21 protein-coding genes are annotated in these 20,636 nt (G+C 35.7%); 10 read left to right on the top strand and 11 right to left on the bottom strand.

The annotated features are described in order from the left end of the window. Positions 1 to 63: 63 nt before the first annotated feature. Positions 64 to 831, bottom strand: a complete 768-nt coding sequence (locus MKY26_RS02305) for a prolyl oligopeptidase family serine peptidase (protein WP_322909160.1) — start codon at positions 829 to 831, stop codon at positions 64 to 66. A gap of 228 nt (positions 832 to 1,059) precedes the next feature. Here MKY26_RS02305 and MKY26_RS02300 point away from each other — a divergent pair, with 228 nt between their 5' ends. Together MKY26_RS02300 and MKY26_RS02295 are read left to right on the top strand one after the other, a co-directional pair. Further along, positions 1,060 to 1,878 (top strand): Cof-type HAD-IIB family hydrolase, encoded by an 819-nt coding sequence (locus tag MKY26_RS02300; protein WP_095369834.1) that lies wholly within the window; start codon positions 1,060 to 1,062, stop codon positions 1,876 to 1,878. Between the two features lie 99 nt (positions 1,879 to 1,977). Next, complete coding sequence (locus MKY26_RS02295; protein WP_191814850.1) at positions 1,978 to 2,130, top strand: hypothetical protein; 153 nt, start codon at positions 1,978 to 1,980, stop codon at positions 2,128 to 2,130. A 51-nt stretch (positions 2,131 to 2,181) separates the two neighbouring features. Here the strand turns inward: MKY26_RS02295 and MKY26_RS02290 are convergent, their stop codons facing one another. Beyond that, the gene (locus tag MKY26_RS02290; protein WP_307317924.1) at positions 2,182 to 2,907 is read right to left on the bottom strand and encodes a BsuPI-related putative proteinase inhibitor; all 726 of its coding nucleotides are present in this window, start codon (positions 2,905 to 2,907) and stop codon (positions 2,182 to 2,184) included. A gap of 15 nt (positions 2,908 to 2,922) precedes the next feature. Continuing rightward, positions 2,923 to 3,753, bottom strand: a complete 831-nt coding sequence (locus MKY26_RS02285; protein ID WP_095369836.1) for a YitT family protein — start codon at positions 3,751 to 3,753, stop codon at positions 2,923 to 2,925. A gap of 127 nt (positions 3,754 to 3,880) precedes the next feature. On the opposite strand from MKY26_RS02285, the gene MKY26_RS02280 reads away from it, so the two are divergent. From MKY26_RS02280 to MKY26_RS02270, 3 genes are all read left to right on the top strand, one after another. Then, entirely contained in the window at positions 3,881 to 4,741 is an 861-nt protein-coding gene (locus MKY26_RS02280) for a DegV family protein (RefSeq protein WP_307317926.1), read from the top strand. Positions 4,742 to 4,817: 76 nt separating this feature from the next. Continuing rightward, positions 4,818 to 4,949, top strand: a complete 132-nt coding sequence (locus MKY26_RS02275; RefSeq protein WP_095369838.1) for a DUF3941 domain-containing protein — start codon at positions 4,818 to 4,820, stop codon at positions 4,947 to 4,949. A 261-nt stretch (positions 4,950 to 5,210) separates the two neighbouring features. After that, a complete protein-coding gene (locus tag MKY26_RS02270) occupies positions 5,211 to 5,936 on the top strand; it encodes a hypothetical protein (protein WP_341091952.1) in 726 nt (241 codons plus the stop codon). A 139-nt stretch (positions 5,937 to 6,075) separates the two neighbouring features. Here MKY26_RS02270 and MKY26_RS02265 read toward each other — a convergent pair whose 3' ends face one another. Beyond that, positions 6,076 to 6,948, bottom strand: coding sequence for a CvfB family protein (locus MKY26_RS02265; RefSeq protein WP_095369839.1), 873 nt, complete (start codon positions 6,946 to 6,948; stop codon positions 6,076 to 6,078). A 90-nt stretch (positions 6,949 to 7,038) separates the two neighbouring features. On the opposite strand from MKY26_RS02265, the gene MKY26_RS02260 reads away from it, so the two are divergent. Next, positions 7,039 to 7,530 carry a YajQ family cyclic di-GMP-binding protein gene (locus MKY26_RS02260; protein ID WP_095369840.1) on the top strand — a complete coding sequence of 164 codons (492 nt, stop codon included), beginning with the start codon at positions 7,039 to 7,041 and terminating at the stop codon, positions 7,528 to 7,530. Positions 7,531 to 7,651: 121 nt separating this feature from the next. Next, positions 7,652 to 8,518 carry an SDR family oxidoreductase gene (locus MKY26_RS02255; protein ID WP_281202608.1) on the top strand — a complete coding sequence of 289 codons (867 nt, stop codon included), beginning with the start codon at positions 7,652 to 7,654 and terminating at the stop codon, positions 8,516 to 8,518. Between the two features lie 161 nt (positions 8,519 to 8,679). Here the strand turns inward: MKY26_RS02255 and MKY26_RS02250 are convergent, their stop codons facing one another. Further along, entirely contained in the window at positions 8,680 to 10,206 is a 1,527-nt protein-coding gene (locus tag MKY26_RS02250; protein WP_340978427.1) for an alpha-amylase family glycosyl hydrolase, read from the bottom strand. A 218-nt stretch (positions 10,207 to 10,424) separates the two neighbouring features. Then, entirely contained in the window at positions 10,425 to 12,272 is a 1,848-nt protein-coding gene (asnB, locus tag MKY26_RS02245) for an asparagine synthase (glutamine-hydrolyzing) (protein ID WP_340978693.1), read from the bottom strand. A 211-nt stretch (positions 12,273 to 12,483) separates the two neighbouring features. Here asnB and MKY26_RS02240 point away from each other — a divergent pair, with 211 nt between their 5' ends. Continuing rightward, a complete protein-coding gene (locus MKY26_RS02240) occupies positions 12,484 to 13,053 on the top strand; it encodes a DUF2777 domain-containing protein (RefSeq protein ID WP_095369844.1) in 570 nt (189 codons plus the stop codon). 80 nt (positions 13,054 to 13,133) lie between these two features. Here MKY26_RS02240 and MKY26_RS02235 read toward each other — a convergent pair whose 3' ends face one another. From MKY26_RS02235 to MKY26_RS02215, 5 genes are all read right to left on the bottom strand, one after another. Further along, on the bottom strand, positions 13,134 to 14,867 hold the full coding sequence (locus tag MKY26_RS02235) for a putative bifunctional diguanylate cyclase/phosphodiesterase (protein ID WP_341091950.1): 1,734 nt from the start codon (positions 14,865 to 14,867) through the stop codon (positions 13,134 to 13,136). Between the two features lie 502 nt (positions 14,868 to 15,369). Next, complete coding sequence (locus MKY26_RS02230; RefSeq protein ID WP_341091947.1) at positions 15,370 to 15,720, bottom strand: YisL family protein; 351 nt, start codon at positions 15,718 to 15,720, stop codon at positions 15,370 to 15,372. 114 nt (positions 15,721 to 15,834) lie between these two features. Continuing rightward, positions 15,835 to 16,731, bottom strand: coding sequence for a fumarylacetoacetate hydrolase family protein (locus tag MKY26_RS02225; protein WP_341091945.1), 897 nt, complete (start codon positions 16,729 to 16,731; stop codon positions 15,835 to 15,837). 78 nt (positions 16,732 to 16,809) lie between these two features. Then, positions 16,810 to 17,982: a DUF418 domain-containing protein gene (locus tag MKY26_RS02220; protein WP_341091944.1), complete on the bottom strand. Its 1,173-nt coding sequence runs from the start codon at positions 17,980 to 17,982 to the stop codon at positions 16,810 to 16,812. Positions 17,983 to 18,370: 388 nt separating this feature from the next. Beyond that, positions 18,371 to 19,963, bottom strand: a complete 1,593-nt coding sequence (locus MKY26_RS02215) for a long-chain-fatty-acid--CoA ligase (protein WP_341091942.1) — start codon at positions 19,961 to 19,963, stop codon at positions 18,371 to 18,373. Between the two features lie 200 nt (positions 19,964 to 20,163). Between MKY26_RS02215 and MKY26_RS02210 the strand changes: the two genes are divergently transcribed. Together MKY26_RS02210 and MKY26_RS02205 are read left to right on the top strand one after the other, a co-directional pair. Further along, positions 20,164 to 20,385: a spore germination protein gene (locus tag MKY26_RS02210; RefSeq protein WP_095369849.1), complete on the top strand. Its 222-nt coding sequence runs from the start codon at positions 20,164 to 20,166 to the stop codon at positions 20,383 to 20,385. Between the two features lie 17 nt (positions 20,386 to 20,402). Then, positions 20,403 to 20,636 (top strand): spore germination protein GerPB, encoded by a 234-nt coding sequence (locus tag MKY26_RS02205; protein ID WP_095369850.1) that lies wholly within the window; start codon positions 20,403 to 20,405, stop codon positions 20,634 to 20,636.

The following is a 20,636-nucleotide window of genomic DNA, read 5'->3' as shown; positions in this document are numbered from 1 at the left end:
TAGCTATCATAACAAAAAAGTCATCAATGAAAAAGGAATAGCTGTTTTAACTATCACTTTTTCTTATAAATATCGTTGAAACCATTCAACTGTTGCTAATAATCCTTCTCTGCTTACCTTATGTCCTGCATTTTCATCAACAATGAAATTCAACCTGTCTGGATGTCCCTTGTATAAAGGTTGTATCGTTTGAAAAAAGTCATAAGTTGGCGCAAATGGAACAGTCGTATCTTTTTTACCGTGCCAAAATAGCAACGGACGCCCTGATAAAACTTCCTCTTGTTTACTTAAATCATACTTTGTAATTTCATCTAGAACAGCCTCTACTTGAGTGTCTGATAATGGGAAATCCTTTACTTTTTTCCGCATTGTTTCAATTTGCATACCAGCAAACTTCTCATAATATGGCATGCCCATTAAACTAACTGCCACCTTCAACCATTTATATTGTGTTAAGGCACCGAGTGTAATAATTCCGCCCATCGAAGTACCTGCCACACCAATACGATTCTCATCAACTAACCCTTTAGCTACTAACTCTTCTTTTATCTCAGGTAATTCTTTAATTGTTTGAATAATCATATCCCAAAATTTCAATTGCAATTCAGGCTCTGGCAATCCATGACCTCTTTCACCATGTTCATTCACTTCTGGTAATATAACACGAAATCCTTTTTCAGCAAGAAGGTAGGCATAATGTAGGTTATGCTCTTTCGCACTAGTAAAACCATGAATGAAGAAAATGAGGGGCAACGATTCAGATTTAAACTCATCTTTCACGATATGCAAAGCGGGAATACCTTTTAATTCTTGATGATCAATAATAACCACTATGTCTCCTCCTATGTTAAAAACTATAAGAAAATGTAAACATCTTATAAAAGAGGTTATTTCTTTTACAAATGACCGTATACATTGGTAATATAGTGTAAACTTAGATTATAAGTACTACTTGAAAATATTAACTGCCTTTCAAGTTTAACATTTATTTGCGCCTTACCATACTTTAATGCTTATTAGATGAATGATTTTTTCCTATAAAAAACTGAAGGAGATATTATGACACAAAAACATTTAATCGTTCTTGATTTAGATGGCACTTTATTAAAAGATAATAAAACCATCTCACAAAAAACAAAAGAAGTCCTATTTAAAGCCCGTGAAGCCGGACATGAGGTGATGATTGCTACAGGAAGGCCTTATCGTTCAAGTGAAATGTATTATAAGGAAATGCAAATGACCACACCTATCGTTAATTTCAACGGTGCCTTTATTCATCATCCAACAAATCCAAAATGGGGAATACGCCATACGCCTCTTGATATGAAAGTGACAAGAGACATTATTGATGCTAGTCAAGATTTTAAGTTCAATAATATTATTGCGGAAGTGCTTGATGATGTATATTATCATTATCATGATGAAAAACTGATGAATATGTTTAATCTCGGTAACCCTAAAGTCACTACAGGGGATTTAAGAAACTTCCTGCCTGCTTCCCCAACAAGTATGCTCATTCATACAGATCAAGAGCAAATAACACAAATTCAGCGCCATTTGAATGATGTGCATGCTGAAGTTATTCATCAACGGAGCTGGGGCGAACCTTTCCATATTATCGAAATCGTTAAGGCTGGTTTAAACAAGGCAATTGGCATTCAACAAGCTTGTGATTATTTAAATATTCCTAAAGAGCGAGTGATTGCTTTCGGTGATGAAGATAATGATTTAGAAATGCTTGATTTTGCTGGTATTGGTGTGGCTATGGGTAATGGTATTGACGCTGTTAAAACAGCGGCTAATGAAGTGACCTTAACAAATGAAGAAGATGGGATTGGTATCTTCTTAAATGATTATTTGAATTTAAAAACACACTAACCAAAATCTACCCTTTTTAAAAAAAGTAAAAATGGTACAAAATAAAGGATGTCGTAGCAATTAGCTACTTCAATATTCTTCATTAAGGGGAGATTATAAATGGGCAAACGTAATAAATCGAAGCGCTTTATTAAGCAAGGTGCCGATAGTGTCACTCAGCATGATGCACGTATACCCTACCATTCAACATACTCGGAGGCAGAAGCTGAAAAGTTAAAGAATGTAAATGACTCTTCCCTCGGTGGAATATAAAATTTCGAAGGAAAAAGAGCTAACTTTTCTCGAGTTAGCTCTTTTTCCATCTTAAAAACTTTGCAGTATAATCGGAGTTCCTTTACTTCCCTTTTCAGAAAGGTAAGCGATTAAAGAACCGTTTTTTGGTAAATCTTCTTCCTTCACTTTCACAGCAATATTAAAATCACCATCTTTATTCACTTGAACAGGCTGTTCTTTTATAAGCAAAAAATGGCCATCTTCTACAGAATACATAACCGGCAACTGCCCCTTATAATGCCCCTTAATATGATAGATACCATCTTTGCCCTCAACTGTAATATTGTTAAAGAGTTGATCTTTACCATACATAAATGTGGTTTGTGAAGTTTGGTTTATTTCCATTCCTTCTGGCTTTATTACCTGTCCTAAAAATTTCGCCTCAACCTTATAACTGCCTGGGTTTAAGGTATTTTCATTTGCGGTTTGATAATCCCAAGTAGACTTCCATTCCTTTTTTTCTCCCGCAGAAAGGTTCTCTGTTTGAATCATTTGTAAAAAGGCTTTTCCATCCGAATACCTATATATTACTTTTCCATGTTCATCCACCACCTCATAATCATACTTTTGGGAAGAATTAAATTGCAATTCGACCAATTCATTTGTTTGATTATGAACAGTAAAAGTAAGGACCAATTTTTCTTCCGAAACCGCTTGAACTTCAAATTGAATATCCATATGGTTGTTTGCTTCCATTTCAGACTGCTGTGGAAGAAAATTCGTCGCAAGTATGGCACTAAGCAGTAAATGTAGCATAACTGCCCCCTTTCATTAATCTCTTCTAAAAACACCATAGACATCGGCAGTATTTACAATATTAGTGAATGCGTTAGGATCTACTTCTTGAATGGTTCTTTGTAAGTCAAATAATTCATATCTTGATACTACAATCATTAGCATTTCCCGATGTTCATTGGAAAATGCTCCTCTTGCAGGAATCATTGTAATTCCTCTAACCAATTTATTATGAATGGCCTTCTTCATTTCATCTTGCTTATTAGTAATAATCATCGCTGTAAGCTTTTCATGTCTTGTATGAATTGCATCAATAACCCGTGTGGATGCATATAATGTCACTAATGTATAAAGTGCTTTTTCCCATCCAAAAAGGAAGCCAGCTGTAATAATAATAACAGCATTTAATGAAAAAAAGTATGTACCAACTGGTCGATCCTTAGCCTTCGAGAGATACATAGCTATAATATCCATACCGCCTGTTGAAGCGCCCCATTTCAATGTGATACCGACACCGACGGCTGCAATGACTCCCCCAAACACAGCATTTAACAAAATATCTTTTGATACACTGATGACAGGGATAATCTCCATAGAAACAGTTGTAATCACAACACTTAAAAGGCTATATAAGGTAAAAAGTTTACCCACACGTTTCCATGCAAAGATAGCTATTGGTACATTTAAAATAAATAAAAGTATGCCAGTAGAAACTGCACCATTTAATATACTCGAAAGAAGTTGAGCTACTCCAGTAAAGCCGCTCGCATATACATTTGCGGGTATGAGGAAAAAGTTCATCGCTATCGCATTTAATATAGCCCCCACAACAATAATGATGATTTTTCTTGTTTCAATCCAATTCATATTGACCTCCTTAATCATCTCTCTATCTTTTCTTTACCCAAGTTTAGGTTTTTCAATGCATTCCATTGTTTTTTTTCCTAAGTTTCTATAAACTAGTATCATCTATAAGTTGAAAGCAGGTGAAATAATGTCAGTTAAAATTCTCGCTGACAGCGCATGTGACTTACCGTTAAGTTTTTTTGAAGAAAACGATGTCACACTTATTCCATTGAAGGTTCATTTAAATGGAAAGGAATACGATGACCTGTTGACGATCGATTCCAAGAATATTTATGAAGCCATAAGAGAAGGTAAGGTACCTAAGACCTCCCAAGCTTCTCCCCTTTTATTTGAAGAGATCTTTACGAATATGGCGAAAAACAAGGAAGATGGTATCTATATAGCCTTTTCTTCCGCACTTTCTGGAACATATTCCACTGCAGTTATGGTGTTAGATCAAGTAAAAGAAACCTACCCAGACTTTAACTTAACCATCATAGATAGTAAATGTGCTTCCTTAGGTTATGGATTAGTTGTACTGAATGCTGCAAAAGATGCAAAAGAGCAACTTACCAAAGATGAAATTGTTAGCAATGCAACATTCAATTGCGAACATATGGAACATTTATTTACGGTTAATGACTTAGAGTATTTAGCAAAGGGCGGTAGAGTTTCTAAAGCATCTGCCTTTTTAGGTGGGCTACTCAATATTAAACCACTATTGAATGTTGAAGATGGAAAACTTGTACCAATTGAAAAACATCGCGGTCGTAAAAAGCTCTTTAAACGGATCATTGATATCATGAGGGAAAGAGGCGTTGCCTTGGATAGACAAATGGTGGCTATTAGTCATGGTGATGATGAAGCCACTGCCCTAGAAGTGAAAGAGATGATTCAAAAAGAATTTGGTGTTGAACACTTTTATATTTCTCCAATTGGTTCAGCAGTCGGATCCCATGCTGGTGCCGGCACAATTGCAATTTTCTTTTTAAATAAACTTAAAGGTTAACGCACTTATACATACTTCTTTCCATTCTTTCAAACACTAAATGTGTACAGATGAAGAATGGAAGGGAGTTTATTTTATGTCTCATACAACTGATAATGACAAAAAAGCAAAAGATAACAACGCATTCAACCATGAAAAAAACATGGAAGAAACAAAAAATAAGCAAGAAGGTCGAAAAAGCTTTTCAAAGAAAACAGACCATCTTTGATTGAACAAAAGTTTTCAAATGATAAAAGTGAAGTCCTAAGATACCTCAAGTATTTTAGGACTTATACAGTTTACAAAACTTTCTCTTGAGATTGGGCTCAATGGATATTTTTCAAAGATTATTTTTTGTGCATATCCTTAACCATGTTGTTAGGATATACTATTTTCGTGGGTATAGCGGTGGGCGTCTTTTTAATCGCGTTTTTCCTATTTACGCTACTCATTTCTTTGTTTCTTCAACTATTAGTCGCGATTTCTCACGTTGCCCTACTCATTTTTTTTCTTCCTTCAACTTATAGTCGCGATTTCTCTTTTTGCCCTACTCATTTCTTTCTTCCTTGAACTATTAGTCGCGATTTCTTCATTTGCCCGACTCATTTTTTTCTTCCTTCAACTTTTAGTCGCGATTTCTTCATTTGCCCGACTCATTTCTTTCTACCTTCAACTTTTAGTCGCGATTTCTCTTTTTGCCCTACTTATTTCTTTCTTCCTTGAACTATTAGTCGCGATTTCTCTTTTTGCCCTACTTATTTCTTTCTTCCTTGAACTATTAGTCGCGATTTCTTCATTTGCCCGACTCATTTCTTTCTCCCCTCAACTATTAGTCGCGATTTCTCCATTTGCCCGACTCATTTCTTTCTCCCCTCAACTATTAGTCGCATTTTCTCTATTTGCCCGACTTATTTCTTTCTTCCTTCAACCTTTAGTCGTGATTTCTCTATTTCCCCTACTCATCTCTTTCTTCCTTCAACTTTTAGTCGCGATTTCTCCATTTGCCCGACTCATCTCTTTCTTCCTTCAACTTTTAGTCGCGATTTCTCTATTTCCCCTACTTATTTCTTTCTTCCTTCAACTTTTAGTCGCGATTTCTTCATTTGCCCTACTCATTCTTTCTCCCCTCAAACTATTAGTTCTCGATTTTTCTATTTACTCATTTCTTTGTTTCTCTCTTTTACATCGCATATATTTCCTTCTCGCTCTTTTTTAGCAACGACTTCTACCAAGACCAAATCTTAGTTCTACCTTTACTATCAACTAATACAACTTCAGTCTTTGCCCGATTTCATAAGATTATTATGAAATCATACAAAAAAAGCGGGATGGCTCTCACACCTTCCCGCTTTCATTTATTTTGACTCATTCTCTTTTATATAAGTCCAACCTTCTTTTTGATACACCTTACCATCCTTCATCAATCGACCAAGTGCACGTTTAAAAGAAGCTTTGCTTAGTTGAAATCTATCCTTTATATCCTCTGGTGCGCTTTTGTCACTGTATGGCATAGCTCCATTACGTGATTGCAAGTAATTAAGAATGATTTCACTATCATCAAGTAACGCTTCTTGTTTTCTTGGATTGAGGGAGACATTAATCGAACCATCTTGTTTGACATCAATGATTCTACCGTTCACTTTTTCCCCAAGTCTTGGCTCTTGACGTCTTTCCGTTTCATGGATGAAGCCTTTTAGGCCATCTGCTGTGTAAATCCAGCTTCCAACTTTGGCTGTACGATAAATAAATCCGTGGATATCTTTATTAAGTTCTTCCCTTCCAGCCTTATGTGAAATACTAGCTATCACTTGATCTGTCGCAAGCTTCACATATATTCTACCGTTTCGATTAACCCTTAATGTAACATATACCGTATCATCAACAGTCGGCCATACTCGTTCGTGTACAGGTAAATCCTCTTTTCCCAGTAACATATCTTTACTAATACCAATATCAATAAATACCCCGAGCTCAGGATTAACATCTACTACTTTCGCCCAGCCATATACTCCAACGGTAATCTCAGGTAATGTCATTGTTGCTGTTTTTCTACCTTCAGAATCTACATAAATAAAGACAGAAATTTTTTGTCCTTCTGTAATTTCTTCTTTGACCTCATTCTTATGAAGCAGAACGTCCTCTTCTCCATCTGTTAAGAAATAACCAAAAGCCGCTTCTCTGGAAACTAATAACTCTGTAATTTTGCCGATCTCATCTATTAAAGCCATTTAAATCCTCCTAAAGTTGTTCGCATTGCTATATTCTACTATAATAAGAACATAAAGTGAAACTCTTTTCATGAGGAGGACAATTATTTAATGGCTAAAGAAAGTTCATTTGATATCGTATCAAAAGTAGATTTTGCTGAAGTCACTAACGCAATTCAAATTGCAATGAAAGAAATACAGACACGCTATGATTTTAAAGGAAGTAAAAGTAAGGTTACTTTAGAAAAAGAAGAGCTCGTCCTTATTTCTGATGACGAATACAAACTAGAGCAACTGAAAGATGTGCTAATTAGTAAGATGATTAAACGAGGGATCCCGATTAAGAATTTAGATTATGGCAAAATTGAGCCTGCTTCAAGTGGCACAGTTAGACAAAGAGCAAGCTTAGTTCAAGGGATTGACAAAGATAACGCGAAGAAAATCAATACATTAATTAAAAATAGTGGTGTTAAAGTTAAGAGTCAAATGCAAGATGATCAAATCCGCGTCACAGGGAAAAATAGAGATGATCTTCAACAAATCATCTCACTAGTAAGAGAAGCTGATTTAACAATCGATGTTCAATTTTCTAATTATCGATAATTACATACCAGCACAGAGGCAGTGATTCCACTGCCTCTTTTTTGTACTTAAGTTTGTCCTCATAACAATGTAAGGTTTTCAACATAATAAAAAGGGAAAACAACAGCAAGGAGGGATTAGGATGGATAATAAACAATTGCCAAAAAGCTTTATGGCACAACATCAAAATCATCAACCAGGAACGGAAGAGGAAATGATTCCTAAGCCGATCTATGTGAATGAAGATTATAAACCTGCTGGAAAACTAGAAGGTAAAGTAGCTATTATTACTGGCGGAGATAGCGGTATAGGTAAATCTACAGCTATTTACTTCGCTAAGGAAGGTGCAGACGTTATTGTTCCTTATTTAAATGAGCATGAAGATGCAAAAGAAACCAAAACATTAGTCGAACAAGCTGGGAAGACATGCCTTTTAATTAGCGGAGACCTTTCATCAGAACCTTTTTGTCAGGAAGTCGTAAAGCAAGCGTTAAATAAATTTGGGAAAATAGATATTCTTGTTAATAACGCTGGTGAACAGCATCCACAAAAAAATATCGAGGACATTAGTGGTCAACAACTTGAAAAAACTTTCCAAACAAATATTTATGCTATGTTTTATTTAACAAAAGCCACACTACCACATCTAGGAGCTGGCAGCTCGATCATTAATACCGCTTCGGTCACCGCTTATGCAGGTAATGAACTATTAGTTGACTATTCCTCAACTAAAGGGGCCATTGTCTCTTTTACTAGGTCACTTTCCTTGCAGTTAGCGTCCAAAGAGATTAGAGTGAATGGTGTTGCCCCTGGTCCTATATGGACACCATTGATTCCGTCCACTTTCTCTGCTGAAGAAGTTGCATCATTTGGAAAAAATGTTCCAATGAAAAGAGCGGGACAGCCCTTTGAACTCGCTCCGGCTTATGTCTTCTTAGCAAGCGACGATTCTAGTTATATGAGTGGACAAATGTTGCATATTAACGGCGGGAAAATTGTTAATGGATAGGGAAAGTAAGAGGGGGACAAGACTAAAAAAGAATGCTACATATCTTTTTCTCTCTGCCCCACTATTATGTAGTGTAATATAACCTTGAAATGCACCTAACCAATCAAATTACATTTACTATCAAAAAAAGATGCCGAGACTGTTTCGGCATCTTTTGTTCTCTATTCTCCTGTCCGATTTCTACCTCTTCTTCTAGCCAAGAATAAAAAGGCAAAGAAGGCAAGTAACACTGATAACAATGTTGCTCCATAAACAAAGTTAAACCCTTGCTTTTCGGTAAGAACATAAATTTCAGCTTCTTCTCGGTCTAGTACGAGATGATATTCATTTTGATCATTGCTTCTTACTAACCCACCAGCTAATAATCCTCGCAACTCTTTATCATTCTCTATCTCTTCTCCTGTTAATACTAAATCTTTCGTACCACTTGTATTATTGATGGCTACTATTGATGTTTCTTCTTTAAATTGTCTCTTAAAAACCGTAAAACCTTCACTTTCATGTAAAAGAGTAAAATCTCCTTTTGCAATAGAAGGTAATTTTTCTCTTGCTTTTGTTAGCTGTCCGATGTACTCAATTAATTCAGGATCCGTACGAAAATCCATTTGTCTGCGGTTATCGGGGGTTTCATTCCCAATTAACGCAATTTCACTACCATAATATAACATTGGAATCCCAGGGGTTGTAAACAAATACGTTAACGCTGTTCTCCACCTTGGTCCTGGATGTTCATTTAATGCGACTGGCTGATTTGTAAAACGAATCATATCTTTACTATCAATTAGTCTTGTAACCATATTTGGTTCTTCATATGTATCAATGTTATTTTCGATGTCACCAATAGTATCAGTCATTGACACATCCGGTTTTACAAATGCTTCCCTTATATTAGATGTTGAAGCATAGTCTGTTAAGCTATCTATACCGGTCATTTCATATTTAGCAATTTCTTGTGGGTCTGTGGACCATACTTCACCTAAAACAAAAAACTCATTATCGGTTTCTTTTACACTGTCTACAAAGCTTTGAAGAAAATCTTTATCTGTTAACTGGATGCCTTCTAAACGATAACCATCTACACCTGTTTCTGTTATCCACCATTTAGCCGCTTCGATGATATATTGTGCTGCTTCTTCATTCTCATAATTGATTTGGGGCAACCCAGCTAACCAATCTTTAGTGAACATATCTGGTGTTGAGATCTCCTCAGATTCCTTCAACCAATCTGATTTAGTAGGGTCGTTTACCCATGGGTGTGTAGCTGCAACATAATTTAGTGGGAAATCAATCATGACATTGATATCTCTTTTGTGTGCTTCTTCCACTAGTCGTTTAAATTCTTCCAACGTTCCGAAATGTTCTTCTGTTTCATAGAAGTCTTCCACCCAATATCCATGATAACCTTTATCGGCGTTTGCAAATATCGGGTTCAAGGTAATCGTCGTCATACCTAAATCTTCAATATGATCAAGTCTTTCAATAATACCAACAAAATCACCACCATGGAACGCTTCAAGGTCCTTCACATCCACATGGTAATCATTCTTACTATCTACATTGCTAAAACGATCAATCATAACATAATAAATAAGTTCATCCTGTAAGCTTCGTTTTTCTTCTGCTAATACACTTGGCACTAATGACACTAGTAATAGCGGAATTAAGATGAGGGTGATGACCTTTTTCATCTTTCTCCTCCTTAATGATAGTTTGTCTCTATTTTACAAAAACGTTAACCATTATAGATTAGCGGTTTGTTGTTACTTCGTCAAACAGAAGTGAACAAAATATTTAAAATCGTAACATTTCTTTTATATCGTACTAATTAATTGGAGTGAGATTTCTATTTTTATCGTAGAAAAAAAGAGGTGCTCCCATAATAATTAAAAAGGGAACACCTCTTTTTTTAATCAACAATATTAATATTATAATCTTTAAACCAATAATGGATTTGTGCTAAGTGAGCGAGAAGCTGCGGTCCAGTCATTAATTGTCCAAACCATGGAACTTGAAAAGCAGAGCCTTCAGTTGCTACGATTTCTCGTAAATTCTTTTCATCGAATAATTCAAAAAGAACGGAGGATGATTCTTCTAATACGTCGTTCAACATTTTTGTCACAATGCTAATATAAGCAGGGTTATGTGTTTTCGGATAAGGACTTTTTTTACGATATAATACCTCGTTTGGTAATACCCCTTCCAACGCCTTCCTTAGTATTCCTTTTTCTCGATTACCATGCATTTTCATATCCCATGGAATATTCCATACATATTCTACTAGGCGATGATCCGCGAAAGGAACACGAACTTCTAAACTAGCTCCCATACTCATTCTATCTTTACGATCTAATAACGTTGTCATAAAGCTAAGCATGTTTATATAGAATAATTGCCGTCTTCTTGCTTCTTCCGGTGTTTCTCCTTCTAAAAGTGGGGTTTCAGCAATCGCTTGATTAAATTTATCCATACTGTAATCTTTTAAGTTTAATTTCTTTCTCCAATCTTCTTTCAGGAGGCGCTGTCTTTCATCGATTGATCGCATCCAAGGGTATCCAGTTCGACTGAGATCATCCGAACGATGAAACCATGGATAGCCTCCAAAAATCTCATCCGCACATTCTCCCGACAAACTAACCACATGCTCTTTTTTAATTTCACGACAGAACCAAAGTAGAGAAGAATCGATATCTGCCATACCTGGTAAATCTCTTACATGAACTGCTTCAACTAAATGAGCGGCAAGCTCCTCCTGTGAAATAATGCAATTCTGGTGAATGGTATGGAAAGTGTCTGACATTTTCTTAATATAAAAACCATCCGCATTTGGTTGAAAATCGTTTGCCTTAAAGAATTGATCATTGCCTTCGTAATCAATACTATAGGTTTTTAATGGTGGTTTTCCCTCTTTTTGATATGCTGTGGCTGCAATGGCTGTGATCGCACTTGAATCCAATCCACCAGATAAGAGCGTACATAAAGGAACATCCGATACGAGTTGTCTTGTTACTGCATCTGTAACAAGATTACGTACTTTTTCAGCTGTCTCATCTAAAGAGTCTTCATGTTTTTTGCTTTCCACATTCCAATATCGCCAAATCTTTAACCCTTGTTGTGATAGTGTTAATGCATGAGCTGGTCGTAGCTCTTTCACCCCGCGAAAAACACCTGATCCTGGGGATCTTGAAGGTCCAAGACCGAATACTTCTGCTAATCCCTCTCTATCTACTTCTGTTTTTACTTCTGGATGTGCTAAAATCGCCTTTATTTCTGAACCGAACAGTAACCCCTTTACTGTCTCTCTATAAAAAAGCGGCTTAACCCCTAATCGATCTCTACCAATAAAAAGTTCTTGACCGTTTTCATCCCAAATCGCAAAGGCGAATATCCCATTTAAATATTGAAGGCAATTTTTTCCCCATTCAATGTAAGAAGTTAGTAGCACCTCTGTATCAGAATGACCCTTAAACGAATATCCTTTTATAAGGAGATCTTTTCTTAAATCTTCTGTATTATAAAGTTCGCCATTGTAACAAATTGTATAGCGATTTTGATTCTTATCAATAGTCATTGGTTGCTTTCCGCCAACTGGATCAACAACGACTAATCGCTTATGACCAAACCCGGCTGGCCCAGAAGCAAAAATATTCGTATCATCAGGACCCCTTTTAGATAAAGTATTCGTCATTTTTTCTAGTGTCGGACGTTCATTTTGCATATTTGTATTGAAGTCAACCCAGCCCGTGATTCCACACATGGCTTCTTCACCCTTTCTACGAGCATCATAGATGCAGCAAATATTTAAGCGGATAATTAATGATGTCAAACGAGTGGAATTGCCCGGAACATCATGCATGGATTTATTCTATGCGAGCTAAAATAAATGGTTAATTGTCCTAGATAAAGGTTATAAAACATTAGGAAATTGCCAAAAAATAGAGTGAAAGACTTTTACCTGGAGGTTTATGATGAACAGACAACAACGACTCAATTTAATAGAACAACAATCAAGAGCCTATATGGAGGGGAATGTTGAATTTATTAATAATCAGTGGGTATTTTTTGACCAGGAAACGGATGAAGCATCTTCATTAGAAGAGTATCGCCAACAAGAAATTGAGGTATTTAGACTGAAACGGTGGCGAAAAGGTGTATTATCACTCAATGGCCAAATCCATTGCGGCAGTGATCTGCTCCATTTAAAAGATCAAGATCAGATAAGAATTAAAAAGCATCTCGTTTTCTCATTAGAATCATTATTAGAAGAAGTAAATGACGATGCCTTTGTACAATTCATCACTAGTTTAAACAGCATTGATTTCTCCATTTTTGATTGTATTTACTGCTATAATCAGTTGACATTTTTCGGTGATGAAACAAGAAAAAGCGGTGTTAATTTTATGATTTTTGATAATCAAGAGCATATTTGTAGCGTACAGCATCATTTCTTTTATTATGAAAAAGAGACAGACCGTTTCGAATTTACTTTAAATAGTGGAAAAAGAATGGTCATTGAAAAAATCTCTTCTTCCGGATAAAATGAGCATACAAAAAAAAGAAAAAAAGACTGTAGACACTCACTACAAGCTCGTCTACAGTCTCATTTCCAATGTTATGATCATTGCTGCTGCAACCCTTTTTCAAATTCTTGGTTTACTAATGGCTTTTGAAAAAAATACCCTTGAGCAAAGTGGCAATCCAGTTTCTTCAGCACTTTCATTTGCTCTTCTGTTTCTACACCCTCTGCTAACACTTTTAACTGCAACCCTTTCCCCATCGTAATGATTGCTTTCACAATCGCAGCATCAGATGTATTCATACGTAAATTATGTATAAAAGAACGATCAATCTTCAATGTATCAATTGGCAAATCCTTCAAATAACTTAATGAGGAATATCCTGTACCAAAATCATCAATCGATACTTGAATGCCCATTCTTTGCAACTCTTTCATAACTGCAATACTATGTTTTTTATTTTTCAGCATCGTACTTTCTGTTAATTCTAAAATTAAATACTTTGGTGGAAGGCCCGATTGTTGCAGGGCATCTTTAACAACCTTTAAAAAATGCTTTTGTTGAAATTGACGTGCAGCTACATTAACCGATATTTGTAAATGTGTAAAACCTTGATCATGCCATAATTTATTCTGCTTACATGCCTCATTTAATACCCATCGACCAATATCGTTAATGAGTCCTGTTTCCTCTGCTAAAGGTATAAATTGTGCCGGAGAGATATTTCCAATTTTCGGATGGTACCATCTAATCAAAGCTTCACTACCAAAGAGCTCTCCACTTTCTAAACAAACGAGGGGCTGGTAATGAAGTGTGAACTGTTTATTTTTTAATGCTTTTCTTAAATAGCCTTCCATCTCGAATCGTTTTAACACTTCTTCATTCATTTCTTCAGAAAAAAAGGTTAATTGATTACCACCTTTCTGTTTGGAAAGATGCATCGCGATATCAGCATTTTTCATCAGTTGCTCGGAATCTATCCCATCATTTGGATATAAACTAATGCCGAAACTTGCTGTGACATGAATCTCTTGCTGTTGAATAATAATGGGACGGTCGATGGTCTCAAGTAAAGTCTGTGTGAGCCTCATTATTTCTTCTGTCTGTAAATTCTCAGGTAATAAGCATAAGAAGCGGTCCCCACCAAAGCTCCCTAAAAAGCTATCGGTTGGTAAGGTCTGATTGACACGATAAGCCAGTTGCTGAATGATCTGATCGCCTATTAAATATCCAACACTTTCGTTAATCATTTTAAAACGATCGATATCAATAGATAGTAAAGCAAAAGATTGCTGATTTTTTTTCGCCCTTTTCATTGACGAGATTAATTGTTCAGTAAATCTATGTTTATTTGGGAGTCCAGTTAAATGATCATAGTACGATAATTCGGTTAATTTATTTTCGATCTTCTTTAGTTCTGTAACATTTTTAGCAATTCCATATATACAACTTACCTTTTCATCTCGAATAACTGGGATGAGTTTAATATCATAAAAGTCTTTCTTACCAAGTTTCCCAATGATATCTGTTTGGAACTGCTGTGTTTCCCCCATTCTTGCACGGTCAAAAAAAGCTTTGATAATCGGAAGTTGGCAATGATCAAATAAACGAGTAAATGGCAGACCAATTAGTTCCTTTGCTGTATAGCCCGAATTTTCCTCTAAAGCTGAATTGACACTTGTAAAACGATCCTCAGCATCAATAGTAAAGATAGATTCTGTGTTATTTTGGAACAAAACATGATAGCACTGCTTTAAATTTTGGCACTCTATCATTAATTGTTTTGTTCGTTTACGATCATTGACAGGTAATTGAATAAACGAATCGACCATCATCGGCTCCTCCTTTGTTACTGAAATAAACGATGGCACCTGATTTTCAAGCTGCATTTGTCCATTTTGTCAATTCCTGATAGTATAGCTGCCATTTCGTATCCTCCTGCGAGTGTATGTCCACCTTTCATTCGTCAACGTTTGATACTTTATAATCCAACCTCGATTTAAATTATAAGGACTTTATCTTTGACGATAATAAAAAGGTCTTTCCTCTAACACTCACAATTCTTTTATCGGTTTATTCTCATTTAATTGAATAACCGCCCTCATCTTTTACTTCATGATCAATCATGGAGGTTCTCATCCGTACAATGTTGACCATACCCTCTAATAATAGGGACTGTGTCAGGTAGCACAACTTCGTTTCATGTAGTATTAAATGCCTAAAACAAGAAAGTTAATATAGTACTATCAGATTAAAAATACCATAAAAGGCGATATAATGACACGAAAAAAAGAAAAAAGCTGCTAATTTTAGCAGCTTTCAATAGAGTCTTTACACCTACATAAATGGTTTGAATCCTAATGGCAAACTTAAGCCTAAATAAAGGACAAGTAAAAAAGCGACAACTAGTTGAACCCATAAAATGGTTGACTTTTTGCCCTTTTTATTACAAATTAAGATCATTTCCCACATAGAGATAATCCATAGGCCAACAAGCGCTTTCAATACATACATAATATCAATATTACTAATTGAGAAAAGCATACCTACACCTGTGGCAATGATTAATAAGTAAAATAATCTTAGAATCATATGTACCACTTTATCTTTGCCATTTTTCTGCAATGATAAGGCAACAAAGAATAGAATAAAGGCAACGATCCATGTTGTTAAATGTGCATGTGTCACATTAGAACCCCCTTAAATTTCTTATTCTCTTATCCTTAGAGAATAATTCGTTTACATCATACCATAATCAAATAGATAAAGCCTAAAGATTACTATCAATCTTTACAATAATGATTAATTAATAGTCATTATTGTATTAGATAACTGCCCTACACCTTCAACTGTGATTTCAATATGATCACCTGGCTTTAGAAAACGTGGTGGTTTAAAGCCATTACCAACGCCAGCAGGTGTACCTGTGGCAATAATATCTCCTGGTTCTAGCGTCATCCCTTTTGAAAGGATGTGAATAATCTTCTCGATAGGAAAGATAAATTTTGAAGTATGAGAATCTTGTCTTACTTCTCCATTGACCTTAGTCGTAATACGCAAATCATTAGGGTTTGTTAACTCTTCTTTCCCTACAATCCACGGACCTATCGGACATGATTGATCCAAGCTTTTCCCTAAAAAGTATTGCTTATGTTTAGATTGTATATCTCTTGCTGTTATATCATTAATAATCGTATATCCAAACACATAATCTAACGCTTCCGCTTCTTCTATCTCTTTGCCTTTTTTACCGATAATTACTCCTACTTCTCCTTCATAATCTAACATTTCTGTTAGTTGTTGATAATGAGGGATTTCTTCGTCTGGAGCAGCTACTGTTGTAGGTGACTTCGTAAAGACAATCATTTCTTTAGGAATATCTGCTGAACTTCCCATTTCAATTGCATGTTCTGCATAGTTTTTCCCTACACAGAAAACATTCTTTTTCGGCCTTGGAATTGGTGCTTTTAATTGAATGTCTTCTAAGGCTATCAACAGGGTAGATTCACTTTCATCGCTTATTAATTCCTGTATGAATGTGTCGCTCCATTTTTCATGTCCGATGGCATCCACTAAATCTTCTGGCAAAGGTACCCCTTTGTTTTGTGCAGCCTCCTGCAAAGGTAAGACCATTTTTTCTTCTTTCACAAGTACGCCGTAAGCTTGTTTATTATTGTATTCATATGTTATGTACTTCACACTCTACACCCCTTTTTAAATAAGTATAGCGTAAATTAACTGAAATGTTAGCAAATGATTGTGAATAATAGATGACTCTTACTTTTGAATTCTTTTAAATGTAGACGGCTTTTGCCAATAAGTGAACCATCTCCAGCACCATTCAAATGGGCCATATACAAAATATTTCATCCATATTATGCTGAATAGAATTTGACATACGTATAATATAATGGCAATCATTGTTCCTGTCAGCAATGATACATTGCCATACAATCCAAACCCATAACTATAAAATAAACATGTAGCCACAATGGATTGCATTAAATAATTCGTCATAGACAAGCGCCCGATTGTTTGTAAAGGTTTTGTGATTATCCCTATCTTGCTATTAACGAGCACAAGGATGAGCAGGCTATACCCAACCGCTACCAATGGGCCCCCAAAGATATCTTGTATATATTGCATTGCTAAATTAGTACTAATGAAATATGGTAATAGTTTAATAAGGTATCCAGTAGTAAGAAATACAATCATGAGAACAATCGCTGTCATCCGTCTTTGTTCAAGTTTTTCAACCACTTGAAGCTTTCGTAGCCCTGCTCCAATTAAAAACAATGGTAAAATACTAATCATTAAAATGGGCATTGTGGCCAAATTATTATTCATTAACCAGTCATCTATATTCTGACGTACGATTTCTAGCCATGTGCCTGATTGATACACCTGAACAATGTCAGCAACAGATGTCGTCATCATCGCCGAAAGATCTGGTTCTATGAATAACGTAAGAAGTAATATCCCAACTAAGAGTAGATTTGGAATGATATAAATGAGTAGACCAAGTAAGATTAACAGTTTCCCTGACAGTTCTATGAATAAAATAAGAGCAAATCCTGCGATAGCATAAGTAACTAAAATATCTCCATGCCAAATGAATAATGCGTGACATAAACCGATGATTAATAAAAATTGAAATCTTCTTGCAAGTAATAATGGACTATGAACGCCTTTTAACTCTGCCCTTTCTTTTAGGATCATGACACCATAGCCAAATAATAAAGAAAATAACGGATAAAAACTCGCTTGAAAAAATACATCAATAATAGGAAAAACCGTACTATCTCCTGCTTTATCCCAATAACTAAACGGATCTATATGCGTATATGGTGAATGGAAAGATAAAAAATTGACTATTAAAATACCAAATAAAGCGAATCCCCTCATTGCATCGATGGAATGAATTCTTCTGTTTTCGTTAAGCGATTGCATAACTTCCTCCTAAGAAATTGTTTTTACAATTGAACTAAGTCGTTCCTTTTACCTCCTTCTCTTTTTCCCAGTCTATCCCGACTGCCGGTCTTTAATTTGTTAACTGGTCACTTATTTCTATTAGAATCTGATGAGAGAATAAAAGTAGAGCCACCTGAAAACAGTTAACCTATTTCTTCCTTTAATTCCAATATTCATCAACACACTACCTTAATATAGCATATTTTCTACTATCAATTTAATCATTTTCTCTTACTTTTTTTTTGCAGTTTCTTAACGTACATTACCGAACATGAAAAAAAGCATATCTTTACCTTAAAAGATATGCCCATACTTCTCATTATTAAATAAATCCAAAAAACATGCGCTCTCGCTTCAAACAAATTTTTCAATTAACATATCTACCGTCTTTCCCACTTGTAGCCCAATAATCGTTACGTAAATGAATTTTTTGGATTTTTCCTGAAGCTGTTTTTGGTAGTTCGTTTGTAAATGTTATGCTAGTTATCGCTTTAAAATGAGCCATATTTTCACGAGTAAAAGCAATAATATCTTTTTCGTTCACCCCGTCCATCCCTTCCTTTAAAACAATAAAGGCATGTGGGGTTTCTCCCCATTTCTCATGTGGTACGGCAATAACAGCTGCTTCCAAAATGGCAGGATGTTCGTATAATACACCTTCAATTTCTATTGAAGAAATATTTTCACCACCGGAAATAATAATATCTTTCTTACGATCCACAATGTCTATGTTGCCATATTGATCAACTGTCCCCATATCACCAGTATGTAGCCAGCCATCACGAATCGTTTCTGCCGTTGCTTTTTCATTTTTCCAGTAACCTTTCATTACCCCGTGACTACGCACAACCACTTCGCCAATATCTTTGCTATTACTTGCAACTTCTGCACCATATTCATCCACAACTTTCACTTGAGAACCAATCATTTGATAACCGGCTTTTGCCTTCATTCTATATGTTTCTTTTTCATTTATTTGGATATGAGATCTGATTTGTGATATCGTGCTTAGTGGTGAAGATTCGGTCATCCCATATACCTGGATAAAGTCCCAGCCCATCTCAGCTTCCACTTTAGAAACAAAAGCAGGTGGCGGGGCAGAACCTGCAATCACTACGCGAATAGGATGTGAGAACTTCGTTTGATACTGATCATAGTATTGCATTAAGCTATTCAATACAGTCGGTGCCATATGAACGATAGACACTTTATATTTCTCCATTGCTTGAAAGATGACTTCTGGTGTCGTTTTACGCAGACAAAGTTGTTTTGCCCCATTCGCTGTATAATAAAATGGCGAACCCCAGCCGTTAACATGAAACATCGGCAGTACATGAATAAGTGTATCTTGATCACTCACCCGCAAATGATGCATCGTACTTAATGCATGTAAGTAGTTGTTACGATGAGTAAGCATCACACCTTTTGGGTCTCCTGTTGTTCCACTCGTATATAACAAAGAACATACATCCTCTTCGTCTATTTCTTCTCTACAAAAACTTTCTTCAGGAAAAGATGCTAACCAATTGTCATAACCAATTTCAGTTGTATCACCATCCATATCATGAACAATAATCGTTTCTACTGTTACTAACTGATCTTTAATTGGTTGTATCAATCTATACAGTTCTTGATCAACGAAAAGTACTTTTGATTCACTATGATTTAATATGAAAACGTAATCATTTGGCTGCAGGCGGATATTAAGTGGAACCATAATTGCATTTAATTGATATACACCATAAAACCCTTCAAGCATTTCCACAGTATTTGGCGCTAAATAAGCGACACGGTCTCCCTTTTGTACACCAATGCTTTCTAGCCCATGTGATAATTGATTCACCCTTTTATTCAATTGATTATATGTAAGTGTGAGCGTATCACCATATATTGCTTCTTTATCTCCATATAATCTTACCGCACGATCTAGAAATTCAGTTAATATTAATGGTACCTTCACGGTAAATCACTCCTCGCTAAAATAATTAAAATTTTCTGATTATAATTATTTTAGCATTTCAACAGTCTGACATCTATATTTTTCACCCTTAATCATAAAGTTTCTTCACACTATTACACTAGGCACATAGGATAATGATAAATAGATAATTAGGGCATTCGCCCGTTTTCAAAACTTCTGTGTATGCAAAGGGTGTTTATATGCCAGCAATTGTTGGAGCTGTTCAAGTAATTTCTATAGGAAGTAGTTCCGTCTTTAACATTGGTGATATTTATAAGGTAATGCCCCTCTCTAATGCCAAAACGTTTTCTGGAGCCGGTTCTTTTAATACAGGGGATGGATTAGATGTTGTTAACTACAATAGCACAACCAACACATATGATAACGATAGCGTTGACCAAGGTAACTACTTTAATGCATAACTTTAAGGTGATGAGCGATGAATAATTATTATATTCAACAATCTATTTCTATTCAGCTAATTAAAATCGGCGGGGTCTCAAACTCTTCCGTATTTCAAATTGGCAGTGCAGGTATTATTAAACCATCCTCCCACTTGTATAATACGGGAGGGTTTACCGAACCTGCACCAGAATATGAAGAAACGCCAATTGCCCCAGGAACAACAGTAGGGACACCACTCGTTCCCTTAACTGCTCCATCGAAACCATAA

Source organism: Cytobacillus sp. FSL R7-0680 (assembly GCF_038009245.1).
GTDB classification, from domain to species: Bacteria; Bacillota; Bacilli; order Bacillales; family Cytobacillaceae; genus Cytobacillus; species Cytobacillus kochii.
This window is presented reverse-complemented; position numbering and strand designations above follow the sequence as displayed.

Coding starts and splice junctions, on each gene's coding strand:
- MKY26_RS02300 (WP_095369834.1), top strand. CDS start 1,060: ATGACACAAAAACATTTAATCGTTCTTGATTTAGATGGCACTTTATTA.
- MKY26_RS02295 (WP_191814850.1), top strand. CDS start 1,978: ATGGGCAAACGTAATAAATCGAAGCGCTTTATTAAGCAAGGTGCCGAT.
- MKY26_RS02290 (WP_307317924.1), bottom strand. CDS start 2,907: ATGCTACATTTACTGCTTAGTGCCATACTTGCGACGAATTTTCTTCCA.
- MKY26_RS02285 (WP_095369836.1), bottom strand. CDS start 3,753: ATGAATTGGATTGAAACAAGAAAAATCATCATTATTGTTGTGGGGGCT.
- MKY26_RS02280 (WP_307317926.1), top strand. CDS start 3,881: ATGTCAGTTAAAATTCTCGCTGACAGCGCATGTGACTTACCGTTAAGT.
- MKY26_RS02275 (WP_095369838.1), top strand. CDS start 4,818: ATGTCTCATACAACTGATAATGACAAAAAAGCAAAAGATAACAACGCA.
- MKY26_RS02265 (WP_095369839.1), bottom strand. CDS start 6,948: ATGGCTTTAATAGATGAGATCGGCAAAATTACAGAGTTATTAGTTTCC.
- MKY26_RS02260 (WP_095369840.1), top strand. CDS start 7,039: ATGGCTAAAGAAAGTTCATTTGATATCGTATCAAAAGTAGATTTTGCT.
- MKY26_RS02255 (WP_281202608.1), top strand. CDS start 7,652: ATGGATAATAAACAATTGCCAAAAAGCTTTATGGCACAACATCAAAAT.
- MKY26_RS02250 (WP_340978427.1), bottom strand. CDS start 10,206: ATGAAAAAGGTCATCACCCTCATCTTAATTCCGCTATTACTAGTGTCA.
- asnB (WP_340978693.1), bottom strand. CDS start 12,272: ATGTGTGGAATCACGGGCTGGGTTGACTTCAATACAAATATGCAAAAT.
- MKY26_RS02240 (WP_095369844.1), top strand. CDS start 12,484: ATGAACAGACAACAACGACTCAATTTAATAGAACAACAATCAAGAGCC.
- MKY26_RS02235 (WP_341091950.1), bottom strand. CDS start 14,867: ATGATGGTCGATTCGTTTATTCAATTACCTGTCAATGATCGTAAACGA.
- MKY26_RS02220 (WP_341091944.1), bottom strand. CDS start 17,982: ATGCAATCGCTTAACGAAAACAGAAGAATTCATTCCATCGATGCAATG.
- MKY26_RS02210 (WP_095369849.1), top strand. CDS start 20,164: ATGCCAGCAATTGTTGGAGCTGTTCAAGTAATTTCTATAGGAAGTAGT.
- MKY26_RS02205 (WP_095369850.1), top strand. CDS start 20,403: ATGAATAATTATTATATTCAACAATCTATTTCTATTCAGCTAATTAAA.